13 protein-coding genes are annotated in these 14,434 nt (G+C 72.9%); 5 read left to right on the top strand and 8 right to left on the bottom strand.

Going from position 1 to position 14,434, the window contains the following annotated elements; genetic code table 11:
* The first annotated feature begins 84 nt into the window (after positions 1-84).
* Positions 85-996 (top strand): LysR family transcriptional regulator, encoded by a 912-nt coding sequence (locus BM314_RS05120; RefSeq protein WP_091977227.1) that lies wholly within the window; start codon positions 85-87, stop codon positions 994-996.
* Between the two features lie 64 nt (positions 997-1,060).
* On the opposite strand, the gene BM314_RS05115 is transcribed toward BM314_RS05120, so the two are convergent.
* Positions 1,061-1,684, bottom strand: a complete 624-nt coding sequence (locus BM314_RS05115; protein WP_056532577.1) for a hypothetical protein — start codon at positions 1,682-1,684, stop codon at positions 1,061-1,063.
* A 175-nt stretch (positions 1,685-1,859) separates the two neighbouring features.
* Between BM314_RS05115 and BM314_RS30475 the strand changes: the two genes are divergently transcribed.
* Entirely contained in the window at positions 1,860-2,003 is a 144-nt protein-coding gene (locus BM314_RS30475; protein ID WP_020092259.1) for a hypothetical protein, read from the top strand.
* A gap of 69 nt (positions 2,004-2,072) precedes the next feature.
* Here BM314_RS30475 and BM314_RS05110 read toward each other — a convergent pair whose 3' ends face one another.
* Together BM314_RS05110 and BM314_RS05105 are read right to left on the bottom strand one after the other, a co-directional pair.
* Entirely contained in the window at positions 2,073-2,768 is a 696-nt protein-coding gene (locus BM314_RS05110; RefSeq protein ID WP_020092260.1) for a gamma-glutamylcyclotransferase, read from the bottom strand.
* Between the two features lie 20 nt (positions 2,769-2,788).
* On the bottom strand, positions 2,789-3,202 hold the full coding sequence (locus BM314_RS05105) for a hypothetical protein (protein ID WP_091977226.1): 414 nt from the start codon (positions 3,200-3,202) through the stop codon (positions 2,789-2,791).
* Between the two features lie 136 nt (positions 3,203-3,338).
* On the opposite strand from BM314_RS05105, the gene recO reads away from it, so the two are divergent.
* The gene (recO, locus tag BM314_RS05100) at positions 3,339-4,058 is read left to right on the top strand and encodes a DNA repair protein RecO (protein ID WP_091977224.1); all 720 of its coding nucleotides are present in this window, start codon (positions 3,339-3,341) and stop codon (positions 4,056-4,058) included.
* Positions 4,059-4,233: 175 nt separating this feature from the next.
* Positions 4,234-6,480, top strand: a complete 2,247-nt coding sequence (parC, locus tag BM314_RS05095) for a DNA topoisomerase IV subunit A (RefSeq protein WP_091977223.1) — start codon at positions 4,234-4,236, stop codon at positions 6,478-6,480.
* A 285-nt stretch (positions 6,481-6,765) separates the two neighbouring features.
* Here parC and BM314_RS05090 read toward each other — a convergent pair whose 3' ends face one another.
* The 4 genes from BM314_RS05090 to gltX form a co-directional block, all read right to left on the bottom strand.
* Positions 6,766-7,014 carry an amino acid transporter protein gene (locus BM314_RS05090; RefSeq protein WP_091977221.1) on the bottom strand — a complete coding sequence of 83 codons (249 nt, stop codon included), beginning with the start codon at positions 7,012-7,014 and terminating at the stop codon, positions 6,766-6,768.
* A 73-nt stretch (positions 7,015-7,087) separates the two neighbouring features.
* The gene (locus BM314_RS05085) at positions 7,088-7,969 is read right to left on the bottom strand and encodes a DNA-3-methyladenine glycosylase family protein (protein ID WP_091977219.1); all 882 of its coding nucleotides are present in this window, start codon (positions 7,967-7,969) and stop codon (positions 7,088-7,090) included.
* 68 nt (positions 7,970-8,037) lie between these two features.
* Positions 8,038-9,327: a citrate synthase gene (gene gltA, locus BM314_RS05080; protein ID WP_020092267.1), complete on the bottom strand. Its 1,290-nt coding sequence runs from the start codon at positions 9,325-9,327 to the stop codon at positions 8,038-8,040.
* A gap of 289 nt (positions 9,328-9,616) precedes the next feature.
* Positions 9,617-11,044 carry a glutamate--tRNA ligase gene (gene gltX / locus BM314_RS05075; RefSeq protein WP_056532595.1) on the bottom strand — a complete coding sequence of 476 codons (1,428 nt, stop codon included), beginning with the start codon at positions 11,042-11,044 and terminating at the stop codon, positions 9,617-9,619.
* Positions 11,045-11,237: 193 nt separating this feature from the next.
* On the opposite strand from gltX, the gene BM314_RS05070 reads away from it, so the two are divergent.
* Positions 11,238-13,565, top strand: a complete 2,328-nt coding sequence (locus tag BM314_RS05070) for a ComEC/Rec2 family competence protein (protein ID WP_091977218.1) — start codon at positions 11,238-11,240, stop codon at positions 13,563-13,565.
* On the opposite strand, the gene lexA is transcribed toward BM314_RS05070, so the two are convergent.
* Positions 13,559-14,287, bottom strand: a complete 729-nt coding sequence (gene lexA / locus BM314_RS05065) for a transcriptional repressor LexA (protein ID WP_056532601.1) — start codon at positions 14,285-14,287, stop codon at positions 13,559-13,561. The two genes, BM314_RS05070 and lexA, sit on opposite strands and share 7 nt — an antisense overlap.
* Between the last annotated feature and the right edge of the window lie 147 nt (positions 14,288-14,434).

The following is a 14,434-nucleotide window of genomic DNA, read 5'->3' as shown; positions in this document are numbered from 1 at the left end:
GTCTGGCGAAGACGCACAGAACCGCCACGCTGCCGCCCCGTCCATCGGCTATGGGGTGATCGCACCCATAACCGGATGGCATCCATGGATCTGACGCTGGCCCTGCGCGCGTTCCTCCGGACCGTCGAGCGCGGCTCGATGACCGCGGCCGCACGCGACCTCGCGGTGTCGCAGCCGGCGATCAGCAAGCATCTGCGCAATCTGGAGGCCCAGGTCGGCGCGCGGCTCCTCGAACGGTCCGCGCGGCTGGTGCGTCCGACCCAGCAGGGCCAGCGGCTCTACGCGGCCTGTCAGCCCGCGCTCGCCACGATCGACGCCGCCCTGGAAGATGCCCGCACCGAGGCTGGCCGCATCGAAGGCCGGCTGCGGCTGCACGCGCCCGCCTGCATCGGGGCGGCCCATCTGCACCGGATCGTGGCGGCGTTCCAGGTCGAGAATCCGCGGGTCACGGTCGATCTCGTGCTGGACAACCGGCTGATCGACCTCGTCTACGAGGATTACGACCTCGCGCTCCGCTACGGCCGGCCCCACGGGCAGGACGTCGTGACGCGGCGGCTCGGCTGGGTGCGCCGAATCCTGGTCGCCGCCCCGGCATACTTGGCGCGGGCCGGCGGCATCGACGCGCCCGGGCAGATCGCCGACCGGGCCCTCGTGACGACCACGTCGGCCCTGGACGACCGGAACACGCTCGTGCTCCAGCACGGGCGCGAGACGCTGAGCCTCGCCGTCCGCCCGGCCCTGCGGACCAACAGCGCGGAGGTGCTGTTGGCCGAACTGCGCGCGGGACGGTACATGGGCCCGGTCCAGCACCTGCTGGTCGCCGAGGACTTGGCGGCCGGCCACCTCGTCCGCGTCCTGCCCGCGTACGAGGTGCGCTCGACGGACGCCTATCTGGTCTACCCGTCCGTCCGCCACATGCGCCCGGTCGTCCGCGCGTTCACCGATTTCGCCGTGCCGCGCATCCGCGCCATCGAGGGGATCAGCCACGCCGGTTGACCGGCTCCGGTGCGCTGCGGCCGCGACGAACGGGCCGGGGAGGCCGACCGCCGCGATCGCGACCCTAGAACGGCGCCGCGAGGCAGCCGCTCAGGGCGCCCTTCAGCGCGGCGGCATCGGCCTCCGCCACCGTGAACGTGGCCGTCAGGGTCGCGTCCTCGCCGCGCGGACTCGCCTGCGTCCAGGTCAGCTTCGTCCCGGGCTGGACGAGGGCCAGGGCGACCCCGCGCAGCGGATCCTCGCCGCGGCGCGCGCCCGCCACCGTCAGCGTGAAGCCCGCATCGGCCCCGGTCGCGGCGCCGCGGACCGGCATGCGCACGGAACGCACGCTGCCGGCGCTGGAGACCAGGAGGCCGGTCAGGGGCTTCTCGCTGTCGGCCCCTTCGAGGCCCGCGAAATCGAAGCGCGGCGCCAGCTCGGCGAAGCGCGGCACGGTCAGCGCCGCCGACAGGCCGGTGCCGCCCGGATCGCAGGCGACGTGCAGGGTCGCCGGCCGCTGGTCCGCCGCGAGGGTCGCGGTGCCGCTCAAGTCCGCGCTGCCGCCGGGCGCCCGGGCGCTGCCGGCGAGCAGAGGGGTCCGGCCGGTCAGGATGTCGGACAGGCTGTCGCCGCGGCTCAGCGGCCCGGCAAGCAGAGCAACGGCGGCGATGACGACCACCGCCAGGGCCACGCCGATCCGGAGCCGCATCCTATCCTCCGCCTGTGGACATCACGGGCCGGCGGCATAGACGATCGCGGCCGCATCGCAACCCTCCGTTCACCACGTCCGCAGGGAATCGGCCGCCGACGCGCCAGCGTGCACCGCAGCAACTCGGTAAAAACCGATCGTTCCTACGTACCGACGCTCAACCTTGAGCGTCGCCATGCGCACGAAGATCCTGCTCGTCCTCACCCTCCTCGTCTACGTCACCACCGGCCGCGCCCCCGGCATCCGGGAGCCGCGCAATCCGGACGCGGAGCACGGCGGCGGGCGCCTCGTGGTCGCGACCAAGCGGGCCTGGATCTGAACCGCTGCCCGGTCAACGCGACCGTCCTCGCGAGCACGGCTGCACCGACGCGCTCGACAGGAGACGGTCTCACCCCCCGGGCGCGCAGGCCCTGAGGCGCGCGGCCACGAGGGCCTGGAGGCTCCAGAGGTGGCGGTCGCGGATGCCGAGGCGCTCGCAGGCCTCCACGGTCCGGAACAGGTACTCGGCGCTCGGCCCTTTGTGGCCGCAGGCCGCGGCGATCTTCTCGGCGATCTCGGAATCCGAGAGGCGTCCGGCGTAGCGGTCGCTGGCGCGGTTCGCCAGGAAGGTCAGGGCCGGGACGGTCCCGGCCTCGGTGGCGACCGGCAGCCAGCGGGCGACGTAGCCGCGGCCGCGCATCTCGCGGCGCCAAACCGGCATCAGCGCTTCGCGGATCTCCATGCCGGGCAGGCGGAAGGCCACGCCCCGGCACAGGCCGCCGCGGTCTAGCGCCAGGACGAAGCCCGGCCGTTCCGGCGTGCCGCGGAACCGCCGCTGGAGCAGGCAGAAGCGGCGGTGGAAGCCGCGCACCGTCCCGATCCGGCGCTCGGCCACCGGGAATTCCGGGTTCCACATCAGCGAGCCGTAGGCGAAGACCCAGAGGTCGCTGCCCTCGCGCCCGGCGACGATCGCGTCGAGCCCCGGGCGCAACTCGGCGTCCGACAGAACCTCGAGCGCGCTCGGGTCGTCGGGGATCGGGACGGAATGGGCGCGGGCGATCAGGTCGAGGCTGAGGTCGAGGGTGCGGACGGACGCGGCGGGCATGGGCCCTCAACGCCCGGGCCTCACGGCTTGTTGCCCAGCGCGTCGAGTTCGGGGAAGGGCCGGGTGCGGTGTCCGGTGCAGACCTCGTCGTCGTCGAGCACCGTGAGCCGGTCGTTGTCGTAGCGCAGCGCCACCCTCGGGCGCTCGGGCTTGCCGAAGGTCCGGCCGTACATCCGGCCCGACACGCAGTAGATCACCCCGCCCCCCTCCGCGATCGGCCCGGCGATCCGGCTGCCCGCGAACCGCACCGGCAGCAGCGAGACCGCGCCGAAATCGACCTGCCTCAGCGCCAGGGCGGCGATCCGCCGGAGGAGGGCCGGGGAGGGGTCGGCCTCGGCGGCGGGCTCGGCGGCGGGCTTCGGTGCGCGCGGCGCGGCCTGCGCGCCGGCGGCGAGGAGGACCAGCAGGGCGGCGAGGGCGGCGCGGAGCGGCATCGGTCATCGCTACCCGGCCAAGGTTGCCCGAGGCTGGGACCGCGCGGGGCAGCACCGGCGGCCGCGGCCCCCTATATGAGAGACAGGCGCGAAGCGCGCCTCTCACCCGATCTCTCACACGAAGACGCGACGTTCGATGCAGTGGACCGACGACGCCCTGGTGCTCGGCCTGCGCCGGCACGGGGAGACCGGCGTCATCCTCGAGGCCATGACCGAGGCCCACGGGCGCCATCTCGGCCTCGTGCACGGTGGGCGCTCGCGCCGGATGCAACCCGTGCTGCAGGCCGGGAACCGGGTCCGCGTGACGTGGCGAGCGCGCCTCGACGAGGGTCTCGGCGCCTACGCGGTCGAGCCCCTGGACTCGCAGGTCTCGCGGCTGATCGGGTCGAGCCTCGCCCTCTACGGCATGAACCACATGGCCGCGCTGCTGCGGCTCCTCCCCGAGCGCGACCCGCATCCGGCGCTCTACGCGGCGGCGGGGATCCTGATCGAGCACCTCGACGACCCCGCCATCGCCCCGCCCCTGATGGTGCGGTTCGAGCTGGCGATCCTGTCGGAACTCGGCTTCGGCCTCGACCTCACCGCCTGCGCGGCCACCGGCGGCAACGACGCCCTGGCCTACGTGTCGCCGAAGAGCGGCCGGGCGGTCAGCGCCTCGGCCGGCGAGCCCTACCGGGACCGTCTCCTGGCGCTCCCGACCTTCCTGCACGCGGGCGGTTCCCCGGGTCCCGACGGCGTTGCCCAAGGGTTTACCTTGACGGGATACTTCCTCGACCGGCACGTCTGGGGCCCCCGCGGCCTCGGGCCGCCCGAGGAGCGGGCGCGATTCGTTGCGCTCGGCCGCGAGGCCGGGTAATGTTCGTGTTCTGTTCTTAATGCCCCGTCGTCGTTCCGGGCGCCGAAGGCGCGCCCGGAATCCAGAACCACCGTCCGCGCGCACGCGCGGGACGTCGGCGGCTCTGGATTCCGGGCCCCGCTGCGCGGCCCCGGAATGACGGCGCGCGGTGAAGACGTTGTAGTGAGGAGCCGTCATGGGCCAGCCCTTCGAGCCGCCGTCCGGCGACGGGATCGAGAGCGTCGAGCTGAAATCCGCGCTGGAGGAGCGCTACCTCGCCTACGCGCTCTCCACGATCATGCACCGGGCGCTGCCGGATGCCCGCGACGGGCTGAAGCCCGTGCATCGGCGCATCCTGTACGGGATGCGGCTGCTCCGGCTCGACCCGACCACCGCGCACAAGAAATGCGCCAAGATCGTCGGCGACGTGATGGGCGACTTCCACCCGCACGGCGACCAGGCGATCTACGACGCCCTGGTCCGGCTCTCCCAGGATTTCGCCCAGCGCTACCCTCTGGTCGACGGCCAGGGCAATTTCGGCAACATCGACGGCGACGGTCCCGCGGCCTACCGCTACACCGAGGCGCGGCTCACCGAGGTCGCGCGCCTCCTGCTCGACGGGATCGACGAGGACACGGTCGATTTCCGGCCCTCCTACAACGGCGAGAAGGAGGAGCCGATCGTCCTGCCGGCGGCCTTCCCGAACCTGCTCGCCAACGGCAGCCAGGGCATCGCGGTCGGCATGGCGACCTCGATCCCGCCGCACAACGCAGCCGAGCTGTGCGACGCGGCGCTCTACCTGATCAACCATCCCGAGGCGACCTCGGGGCAGCTCGCCAAGTTCGTCCAGGGCCCGGACTTCCCGACCGGCGGCATCCTCGTCGACTCGGCCGAGTCGATCGCCGAGGCCTACCGGACCGGCCGCGGCGCCTTCCGGGTCCGTGCCCGCTGGGCCAAGGAGGATCTCGGCCGCGGCACCTGGAACATCGTCGTCACCGAGATTCCCTACGGCATCCCGAAGGGCCGGCTGATCGAGAAGATGGCCGAGCTGCTGCAGGAGAAGAAGCTGCCGCTGCTGGCCGACGTGCGCGACGAGTCGGCCGAGGACGTACGCGTGGTGCTGGAGCCGCGCTCGCGCACGGTCGACCCGGTGATCCTGATGGAATCGCTGTTCCGGCTCACGGAACTCGAGACCCGCATCCCGCTCAACCTCAACGTCCTGGTCGGCGGCCTCGTGCCGAAGGTGATCGGCCTCGCCGAGTGCCTGCGCGAGTGGGTCGACCACCGCCGCGTGGTGCTGCAGCGCCGCTCGCGCTACCGCCTCGGCCAGATCGACCGCCGCCTGGAGATCCTGGGCGGCCTGCTCATCGTCTACCTCGACCTCGACGAGGTGATCCGCATCATCCGCGAGGAGGACGAGCCGAAAGCCGCCCTCATGGCCCGGTTCGAGCTGACCGAGGTGCAGGCCAACGCCATCCTCGACACCCGGCTGCGCTCCCTGCGCAAGCTGGAGGAGATGGAGCTGAAGCGCGAGTTCGAGGCGCTCACCGCCGAGAAGGCCGAGATCGACGCGCTCCTCGCCTCCGAGCCGGCGCAGTGGAAGGCGATCCAGGCGCAGATCCGCGCGGTGAAGAAGACCTTCGGGCCCGAGACCAAGCTGGGCAAGCGCCGCACGACGCTGGCGAGCCCGCCGGATGTCGGCGGCATCGACTTCACGGCGGCCCTGGTCGAGCGCGAGCCGATCACCGTGATCGTCTCGACCAAGGGCTGGATCCGGGCGCTCAAGGGCCACGTCGCCGATCTCTCGGGCGTCGCGTTCAAGGGCGACGACACCCTGAAGATCGCCTTCCCGACCGAGACGACCCAGAAGATCCTGCTGCTCGCCACCAACGGCAAGGTGTTCACGCTCGAGGCCTCGAAGCTGCCGGGCGGCCGCGGCTTCGGCGACCCGGTCCGGCTGATGGCCGACCTCGACGACGGCACCGAGATCGTGGCGGCGCTGCCGTACCGGCCGGAGACCAAGCTGCTGATCGCCAGCTCGGACGGACGCGGCTTCGTGGCGCCCGCCGACGCGCTCGTGGCCAACACCCGCAAGGGCAAGAGCGTGCTCGGCCTCGACGGCGACGCCACGGCCGCCGTGCTGGTGCCGGCCGACGGCGACCACGTGGCGGTCGTGAACACGGAGAAGCTGCTGCTGGTCTTCCCGGTCTCCGAGGTGGCCGAACTCGCCCGCGGCAAGGGGGTCCGGCTCCAGCGCTGCCGCAGCGGGACGCTGCTCGACGCGCACGTGTTCAAGCTCGCCGACGGCCTGCCCTGGCAGGACGGCTCGGCCGAGGGCCGGCTCGCGAACGCGTCGGTGCTGGAGAAGTGGCTCGGCCACCGCGCCGAGGTCGGGCTGATGATGGCGCGCAGCTTCCCGAAATTCGAGCGGTTCGGACGGTGAGGAGCCGCGGAGGGTGAAGGATTCCCGACCCACCACCTCATCCTGAGATGCCGGAGAGGAGTCGCCACGGGGGAGACCTCCGGTCAGCCGCGCAATCCCTGGAGCCCGCCTTCGAGGCGGCTCCGCCGCCCCTCGAGATGCGGGCGCGATTGGGAGTGTCTGGAACGGCTCCCGCGGTGCGGAGGCCCAGTCCTCAATGCGCCCGCTGGGCGAGCCAGAGCGCACCGAAGGCTAGCACGCCGCCGCCGATCGGAACCGCGAGCAGGAGAAGAAGCTGAGCTGTCGTCATGGGCGAAGGTTCCGCAATGCGCGCCTCACAGCCCAATGTATGGCGCCACTCATGATCCAGCAAACCACCATGGCGATGAGCACGGGCGCGAAGTGCGGACGATCCGACAGGGCAGTCGAGATGAACGGCGCGAAACCGCCGACGGCGAAGATCGCGGCCGCGAGGCCGTTGGCGTAGGTGGCCGTGAACTTGATCCGCTCGTTCGCAACAAGCGTGTCGCGCGCTTCGCTGTCCGCTTCCGACATCGAACCTGAGCCCCCCGGCCGGCCGCAAGCTTAGCCGATATCGGCGATGCGGAACATGAACCTCTCGGTCGCCTCATCGCCCCGTCGCGGACGCTTCGTCCGCCGCCCAGAGGTGCTGCGCCGCGTAGGCGCGATACGGCCGCCACGCCTCGGCCCGGGCCAGGAGCGCCGCCGGGCTCGGACGCCCGGTGGCCCCCTCCAGCGCCCGCAGCAGCCCGACATCGCCCACCGGCAGGGCGTCCGGCAGCTTGAGCGCCCGCATGGCGATGTACTGCGCCGTCCAGGGACCGATCCCGCGGATCGCCGTGAAGCGCAGCACCGCGGCCTCGAGCGACTCCGCCGGGGCGAACAGGTCCGGATCGGCCAGCGCCGCCGCGGCCAGCGCCCGGATCGCCGCGCCGCGGGCCCGCGGCATGTTGAGCGCCAGCGCGACATCCGCCTCGACCAGATCGGTCGGCGCGGGAAACACGTGGGTCAGACCGCCTGCCGGCTCCGCCAGCGGCGTCCCGAATGCCGCCACCAGCCTGCCCGCGAGGCCGATCGCGGCCGCCACCGAGACCTGCTGGCCGAGGATCGCCCGGCAGCCGGTCTCGAACGGGTCCCAGGCCCCCGGCAGGCGCAAGCCCGGCCGCGCCGCGACGAGCGGGGCCAGGACCGGATCCCCGCCGAGGCAGGCCGCGACGGCGGCCGGGTCGGCGTCGCAGTCGAACAGGCGGCGCAGGCGTCCCGCGACGGCGTCTTCGTGCCCGGCCTCGACGCCGCGCAGCGCGACGTGCAGGCAATCCGCGCCCGGTGCCACCGTCAGGAGCCCGTGCCGCCCCGCGACGCTGATCGTGCGCGCGTAGGAAGCCGCGGGATCCGTCGTCTCGACGCCCGGGATCGCCCGCTTGGCGAGGAACGCGCGGATCGCCGGCCAGTCGTAGGGCGGCCGGACGGGCAGGCGGCGTTCGATCACCTCCGCGAACGCGAAGGGCGGCCTCTCGGCCGCCCCGCTCGACGCTTCCCGGGGCAGGTGGTCCCGCCTCAGCCGCGCTGGTCCACGGCCACGTAGTCGCGCTGGGCCGGACCGACGTAGAGCTGGCGCGGACGGCCGATCTTCTGCGACGGGTCCTCGATCATCTCGGCCCACTGGGCGATCCAGCCGACGGTGCGGGCCACCGCGAACAGCACGGTGAACATGTCGGTGGGGAAGCCCATCGCCTTGAGGGTGATGCCCGAGTAGAAGTCGATGTTCGGGTAGAGCTTCTTCTCGATGAAGTACTCGTCCTTGAGCGCGATCTGCTCCAGCTCCATGGCGACGTGGAGCAGCGGGTCGTCGGTCTTGCCGAGCTCCTTGAGCACCTGGTGCGTGGTGTTCTGCATGATCCGCGCGCGCGGGTCGTAGTTCTTGTAGACGCGGTGGCCGAAGCCCATCAGGCGGAACGGGTCGTTCTTGTCCTTGGCCTTGGCGACGTACTTGCTGACATTCTCGGGGGTGCCGATCTCCATCAGCATCTTGAGGGCCGCCTCGTTGGCGCCGCCATGGGCCGGGCCCCACAGGCAGGCGATGCCGGCCGCGATGCAGGCGAAGGGGTTGGCGCCCGAGGAGCCGGCGAGCCGCACCGTCGAGGTCGAGGCGTTCTGCTCGTGGTCGGCGTGCAGGATGAAGATCTTGTCGAGTGCCCGGGCGAAGACCGGGTTCACCTCGTACTCCTCGCACGGCACCGCGTAGCACATGCGCAGGAAGTTCGACGTATAGTCGAGGTCGTTCTTCGGGTACACGAAGGGCTGGCCGATCGAGTACTTGTAGGCCATCGCGGCGAGCGTCGGCATCTTGGCGATCATGCGGATCGACGCGATCAGCCGCTGGCTCTCGTCCGTGATGTCGGTGGAATCGTGGTAGAAGGCCGACAGGGCGCCCACCGAGGCGACCATGACGGCCATCGGGTGCGCGTCGCGGCGGAAGCCGGTGAAGAACCGGTTCATCTGGTCGTGCACCATGGTGTGGCGCGTGACCCGGTACTCGAAATCGGCCCGCTGGGCGGCGGTCGGCAGGGCGCCGAACAGCATCAGGTAGCAGGTCTCGAGGAAGTCGCCCTTCTCGGCGAGCTGCTCGATCGGATAGCCGCGGTAGAGCAGCACGCCCTCGTCACCGTCGATGTAGGTGATCTTCGACTCGCACGAGGCCGTCGAGGTGAAGCCCGGGTCGAAGGTGAAGGCGCCGGTCTGGGCGTAGAGCTTGCCGATATCGATCACGTCCGGCCCGATCGTGCCGGTTTTCACCGGCAGTTCGATCGACTTGCCGTCCACGGTGATGGTGCTGGGTGCGCTCATGGATCGTGGACCCTTCTCTGGCGACGTGGCGGATGCCGGCCTCGGGCTGCCCGAGTCGGTCCCGGGGGCCTGAGCACACGCATTATGCTGCGGGTGCTCACAGCCATGGGTTACCCAAACGGCAGTGCAGCAGCAACGGGGTCGGTGACAACCCGCCCCCGTCGCCAAGCGAATTCCGCCAACCGATTTCCACCCAACGCAATCCGGGTCGGGGCCGGCAGTTCCCTGTCCGCTCCCGGTCCGCGCGCAGCGGTCCCAGCGCCGCCTCGTCCCTGCCCTCAGCCCGGCCTCAGCCCTGCGGCGCCTGATCCCCGAGGCGCGCCAGGCTTTCCTCCCGGCCGAGCACCGCCATCACGTCGAACAGGGGCGGGGAGGTGGTCCGGCCGGTGAGCGCCGCGCGCAGGGGTTGGGCCACCTGCCCGAGCTTGCAGCCGGCCGATTCCGCGTACTGCCGCACCGCGCCCTCGGTGGAGGTCGCGCTCCAGTCGGGCAGCGCCTCGAGCACCGGCCGCACCCCGGCGAGGCGTCCGCGCCCCTCGTCGGAGAGCAGGGCGCGGGCCTTGTCGTCGAGCGCCAGGGGCCGCTGGGCGTAGAGGTAGTAGGCGCTGTCGAGGAGCTCGATCAGCGTCTTGGCCCGCTCCTTCAGGCCCGGCATGGCCTGGACGAGCTTGTCCTTGAGATCGGGCCGCAGCGGCGCCGACAGGCCGCGCTCCGGCCCGACGTTGGGCAGGATGGTCTCGATCGCCGCGACGAGGTCGGAATCGGCGCTGGTGCGGATGTAGAGGCCGTTGAGGTTCGCAAGCTTGGCGAAGTCGAACCGCGCCGCGGAGCGTCCGACCGCGCCGAGGTCGAAGGCCGCGACCATCTCGTCGGTGGAGAAGACCTCCTGGTCGCCGTGGCTCCAGCCGAGCCGCACGAGGTAGTTGCGCAGGGCCGCCGGCAGGTAGCCGAGATCGCGGTAGGCCTCGACGCCGAGCGCGCCGTGGCGCTTCGAGAGCTTGGCCCCGTCCGCCCCGTGGATCAGCGGGATATGCGCCATCCTCGGGATGTCCCAGCCGAGGGCCGAGAAGATCTGGCTCTGGCGCGCCGCGTTGGTGAGGTGGTCGTCGCCGCGGATGATCTGCGTGACGCCCATGTCGTGGTCGTCGACCACGACGGCGAGCATGTAGGTCGGCGTCCCGTCCGAGCGCAGCAGGACGAGGTCGTCGAGGTCCTTGTTGGCCCAGGTCACGCGGCCCTGGACGGCGTCCTCGACCACGGTCTCGCCCTCGGTCGGGGCGCGCAGGCGGATCACCGGCTTGACCCCGGCGGGGGCCTCGGACGGGTCGCGGTCGCGCCAGCGGCCGTCGTAGCGCGGGGCGCGCCCCTCCGCGCGGGCGGTCTCGCGCATCTGCGTGAGCTCCTCGGCGGTGGCGTAGCAGTGATAGGCGCGGCCCGCGGCCAGCAGCTCCTCGGCGACCGCGCGGTGGCGCTCGGCGCGGGCGAACTGGAAGACCACGTCGCCGTCCCAGTCGAGGCCGAGCCAGGAGAGGCCGTCGAGGATCGCGTCGATCGCCCCCTTGGTGGAGCGCTCGCGGTCGGTGTCCTCGATGCGCAGCAGCATCGTGCCGCCGGTGTGGCGGGCGTAGAGCCAGTTGAACAAGGCCGTGCGGGCCCCGCCGATATGCAGGTAACCCGTGGGCGAGGGGGCGAAGCGCGTGACGACGGCTGAGGACATCGGTCCGGTATGTTCCGGGGCTGGTCGCGGACGGGGCGCGACGGACGGCGAAGGGGCGGCGGAGCGGCGAGGGGCTCGACAGGGCGCCCGTAGCACGAAGAACCCGCTGTAGCACGGGCCGGCGGATGCGTTAAGAATCGCCCGCAGAATCGCCCGGCCCCGACGACAGGTCGCGCGGAGCGGGGCGGCGGCGATGCGGCGGATCGGCGCGAGGCGGGCGGACGGCGCGGTCGCGCTGATCGGCCCGCGCGCCCGAGCCCTTCCCGCCGCCCTCTTGGCCGCCCTCCCGGCCGCCCTCCCGGCGCTCCGCGACTGGGTCGTCGCCGGCCTCGCCCGCGAGGCCGAGCAGCGCCGGCTGTTCCCCTGGCTGGCGGTGGCCTTCGGCGGCGGGATCCTGGCCTACTTCGCGGCGGCCGACGGCGCGCCGAGCCTCGCCGCCCCCCTGATCGCGGCCGCCCTCGCGCTGGCGCCGGTCCCCGTCCTCGGCGCGCGGCCGGCGGCCCTGGCGGCGGCGCTCGCGGTGGCGGCCGCGTTCCTCGGCTTCGCGGCGGCGACCTGGCGGGTCTCGCAGGTCGCCGCACCGATCCTCACCCGCACCACGATCGGCCCGCTCGTCGGAACGGTCGAGGCCCTGGACGAGCGCGAGGTGGGCGCCCGGCTGGTGATCCGGGTGGAGAGCTTCGCCGGCCTCGCGCCGGAGGCGCGGCCCGCCCGGGTCCGGGTCTCGTTCCGGAAGACGCCGATCCCGCGTCCCGGGGACGGCGTCGCCGCCACGGCCCGGCTGCTGCCGCCCCCGGAGGCGGCCCGGCCCGGCGGCTACGACTTCGCCCGGGACGCCTATTTCCAGGGGATCGGCGCGGTGGGCTCGCTGATCGGCACCGTCACCGTCCGGGAACCGTCCGGGCCGCCGCCGCTGGGCCTGCGGCTCGCCGCTGCGCTCGACGCGGCGCGCAACGGGCTCACGCGCCGGATCGCGGAGGCCGCCGGCGGCCAGGCGGGTGCGGTGGCGGCGGCCCTGGTGACGGGCAAGCGCGGCCTCATCGGGCCGGCCACCAACGACGCGCTCCGCGCCGCCGGCATCTACCACGTGGTGTCGATCTCGGGCCTCCACATGGTGCTGGCCGCCGGCGTGGTGTTCTGGCTGGTGCGGGCGCTCCTCGCCGCGGTGCCGCTCTGCGCGCTGCTCTGGCCGATCAAGAAGATCGCGGCCGGCTTCGCCATGGTCGGCGTCACCGCCTACTGCGCCTTCTCGGGCTGGGACATCGCGGCCGAGCGCTCGCTGATCATGACCCTGATCATGCTGGGCGCGATCCTGGTGGACCGGCCGGCCCTGTCGATGCGCAACCTCGCCCTCGCGGCGCTGATCGCGCTCGCCCGGGAGCCGGAGGGCCTGCTCGGCCCGAGCTTCCAGATGTCCTTCGGCGCCGTGGCCGGGCTGATCGCCTGCGCGCGGCTGATCGACGGGCGGCTGCTCGTGCGCCCGGGGGCCGGGCGGATCGGGCGGCTCGTCGGGACCGGCCTGTCGGCGATCACCGGGACCCTGGCCACGACCCTGGTGGCGCAGGTCGCGACGGCCCCCTTCGCCACCTACCACTTCCAGACGGTCCAGCCCTTCGGCCTCGTCGGCAACGCCCTGACCCTGCCGCTCGTCTCCCTGGTGGTGATGCCCGCCGCGGTGATCGGCTGCCTCGCCTATCCCTTCGCCCTCGACCGGCCGGTCTGGTGGCTGATGGGGCAGGCGGTGGCCGGGATGCTGGCGATCTCGGACTGGATCGCCGGGTTCGAGCGGGCGGTCCTGGTGCTGCCGGCCTTCGGCGCCGGGGCGCTGGCCCTGCTGACCGCCGGCCTGCTGCTGGGGACGCTGCCGGCCTCGCGCCTGCGCTGGCTCGCCGTGCCGCCGGTCCTGCTCGGGCTCGTCCTCGCGGCCCGACCCGACCGCTACGACCTCTACGTCGACCGGCAGGGCGCGGGGGCCGCGGTGCGAGGGCCGGACGGGCGGCTCGCGGCCCTCGGCAGCCCTTCGGGCTTCGTCCTCGAGCAGTGGCTGAAGGCGGACGGCGACGGGCGGCGGCCCGCGGCGCTGATCGTCCGGTCGGGCAGCGGGCGCTGCGACCGGCTCGGCTGCACCGCCCGGCTGCCGGACGGGCGGGCGGTCGCCCTGGTCCGGGACCGGCGGGCCTTCCCGGAGGATTGCGCCCGCGCCGCGGTGCTGATCACGGGCCTCGCGGCGCCGCCCACCTGCACGGGGCCGCTGGTGATCGACCGGCGCGTCCTCGCCGCCCGCGGGGCCGTGGCCCTCCGGACCGACGGCGACGGCTTCGCCGCGCGCTACGCCTGGGACGACGGCCGCGCCGTGCCCTGGCGGCCGGCCGCCGGGCGCGGACCGGGACCGCCGCGGCCGGTCACCGCGGAGCCGGGCGACCGCCCCGCGGAGGACGGGGTCGCCGCGACGCCGGAGGCCGACGCCGCGCCGGGCGGAGACCTCGCCCCCGGCGACGCGCCGGCCGAGCCGCTTCAGTAGCGGCGGACGAGGCTCACGAGGCGGCCCTGGATCCGGACTCGGTCGGGCCCGAGCACGCGGGTCTCGTAGGCCGGGTTGGCGGCCTCGAGGGCGATCGACGAGCCGCGGCGGCGCAGGCGCTTGAGCGTCGCCTCCTCGTCGTCGATCAGCGCCACGATGATGTCGCCGGTATTGGCCGTCTCCTGCTTGCGGATGACCACGAGGTCGCCGTCCAAGATGCCCGCCTCGACCATCGAGTCGCCGCGCACCTCGAGGGCGTAGTGCTCGCCGCCGGCCACGAAGTCTGGCGACAGGGTGATGGCGTGGCTCTGGTTCTGGATCGCCGAGACGGGCGTACCGGCCGCGATCCGGCCCATGACCGGGATCGAGATGGCGCGGCCGGACTCGTCGATCATCCGCGTGCTCGCCGGGGCCGGCGGCGGCTTGGACTTACCGCCCTCGACCACGCTCGGCGTGAAGCGGCGCGGCTCGGCGGGGGCCTGAGTCGCCGGAGCGGCCTGAGTCAGGCTCTCGGGGATCCGGATCACCTCGATGGCGCGCGCCCGATTCGGAAGGCGCCGGAGGAAGCCGCGCTCCTCGAGCGCCGTGATCAGCCGGTGGATGCCGGATTTCGACTTGAGATCGAGGGCATCCTTCATCTCGTCGAACGACGGCGGGACACCGCATTCCTGCATCCGGCTCTGGATGAATCGCAGGAGGTCCAGCTGCTTGCGCGTGAGCATCGACGGGGGACTCGCGGCTTGGCGGACCGCCACGTGACGGTCTCCGAAACAAATCACGAACAGGTTAAACGTTCCGCAAGTGTTCCGCAAGAGCGGCACCGCTCGGCTCGGCGCGCCGCGGGCGCGCCCGCGGGAGAAGGTCGAGAA

The organism is Methylobacterium sp. 13MFTsu3.1M2 (genome assembly GCF_900112625.1).
Classification (GTDB): domain Bacteria; phylum Pseudomonadota; class Alphaproteobacteria; order Rhizobiales; family Beijerinckiaceae; genus Methylobacterium.
Note: the sequence above shows the minus strand (reverse complement) of the source record. Positions and strands in the feature narration are given on the sequence as shown.

Bases quoted from the DNA above. Each gene is read 5' to 3' on its own strand.
- BM314_RS05120 (WP_091977227.1), top strand. From the start codon at position 85: ATGGATCTGACGCTGGCCCTGCGCGCGTTCCTCCGGACCGTCGAGCGC.
- BM314_RS05115 (WP_056532577.1), bottom strand. From the start codon at position 1,684: ATGCGGCTCCGGATCGGCGTGGCCCTGGCGGTGGTCGTCATCGCCGCC.
- BM314_RS30475 (WP_020092259.1), top strand. From the start codon at position 1,860: ATGCGCACGAAGATCCTGCTCGTCCTCACCCTCCTCGTCTACGTCACC.
- BM314_RS05110 (WP_020092260.1), bottom strand. From the start codon at position 2,768: ATGCCCGCCGCGTCCGTCCGCACCCTCGACCTCAGCCTCGACCTGATC.
- BM314_RS05105 (WP_091977226.1), bottom strand. From the start codon at position 3,202: ATGCCGCTCCGCGCCGCCCTCGCCGCCCTGCTGGTCCTCCTCGCCGCC.
- recO (WP_091977224.1), top strand. From the start codon at position 3,339: ATGCAGTGGACCGACGACGCCCTGGTGCTCGGCCTGCGCCGGCACGGG.
- parC (WP_091977223.1), top strand. From the start codon at position 4,234: ATGGGCCAGCCCTTCGAGCCGCCGTCCGGCGACGGGATCGAGAGCGTC.
- BM314_RS05090 (WP_091977221.1), bottom strand. From the start codon at position 7,014: ATGTCGGAAGCGGACAGCGAAGCGCGCGACACGCTTGTTGCGAACGAG.
- gltA (WP_020092267.1), bottom strand. From the start codon at position 9,327: ATGAGCGCACCCAGCACCATCACCGTGGACGGCAAGTCGATCGAACTG.
- gltX (WP_056532595.1), bottom strand. From the start codon at position 11,044: ATGTCCTCAGCCGTCGTCACGCGCTTCGCCCCCTCGCCCACGGGTTAC.
- BM314_RS05070 (WP_091977218.1), top strand. From the start codon at position 11,238: ATGCGGCGGATCGGCGCGAGGCGGGCGGACGGCGCGGTCGCGCTGATC.
- lexA (WP_056532601.1), bottom strand. From the start codon at position 14,287: ATGCTCACGCGCAAGCAGCTGGACCTCCTGCGATTCATCCAGAGCCGG.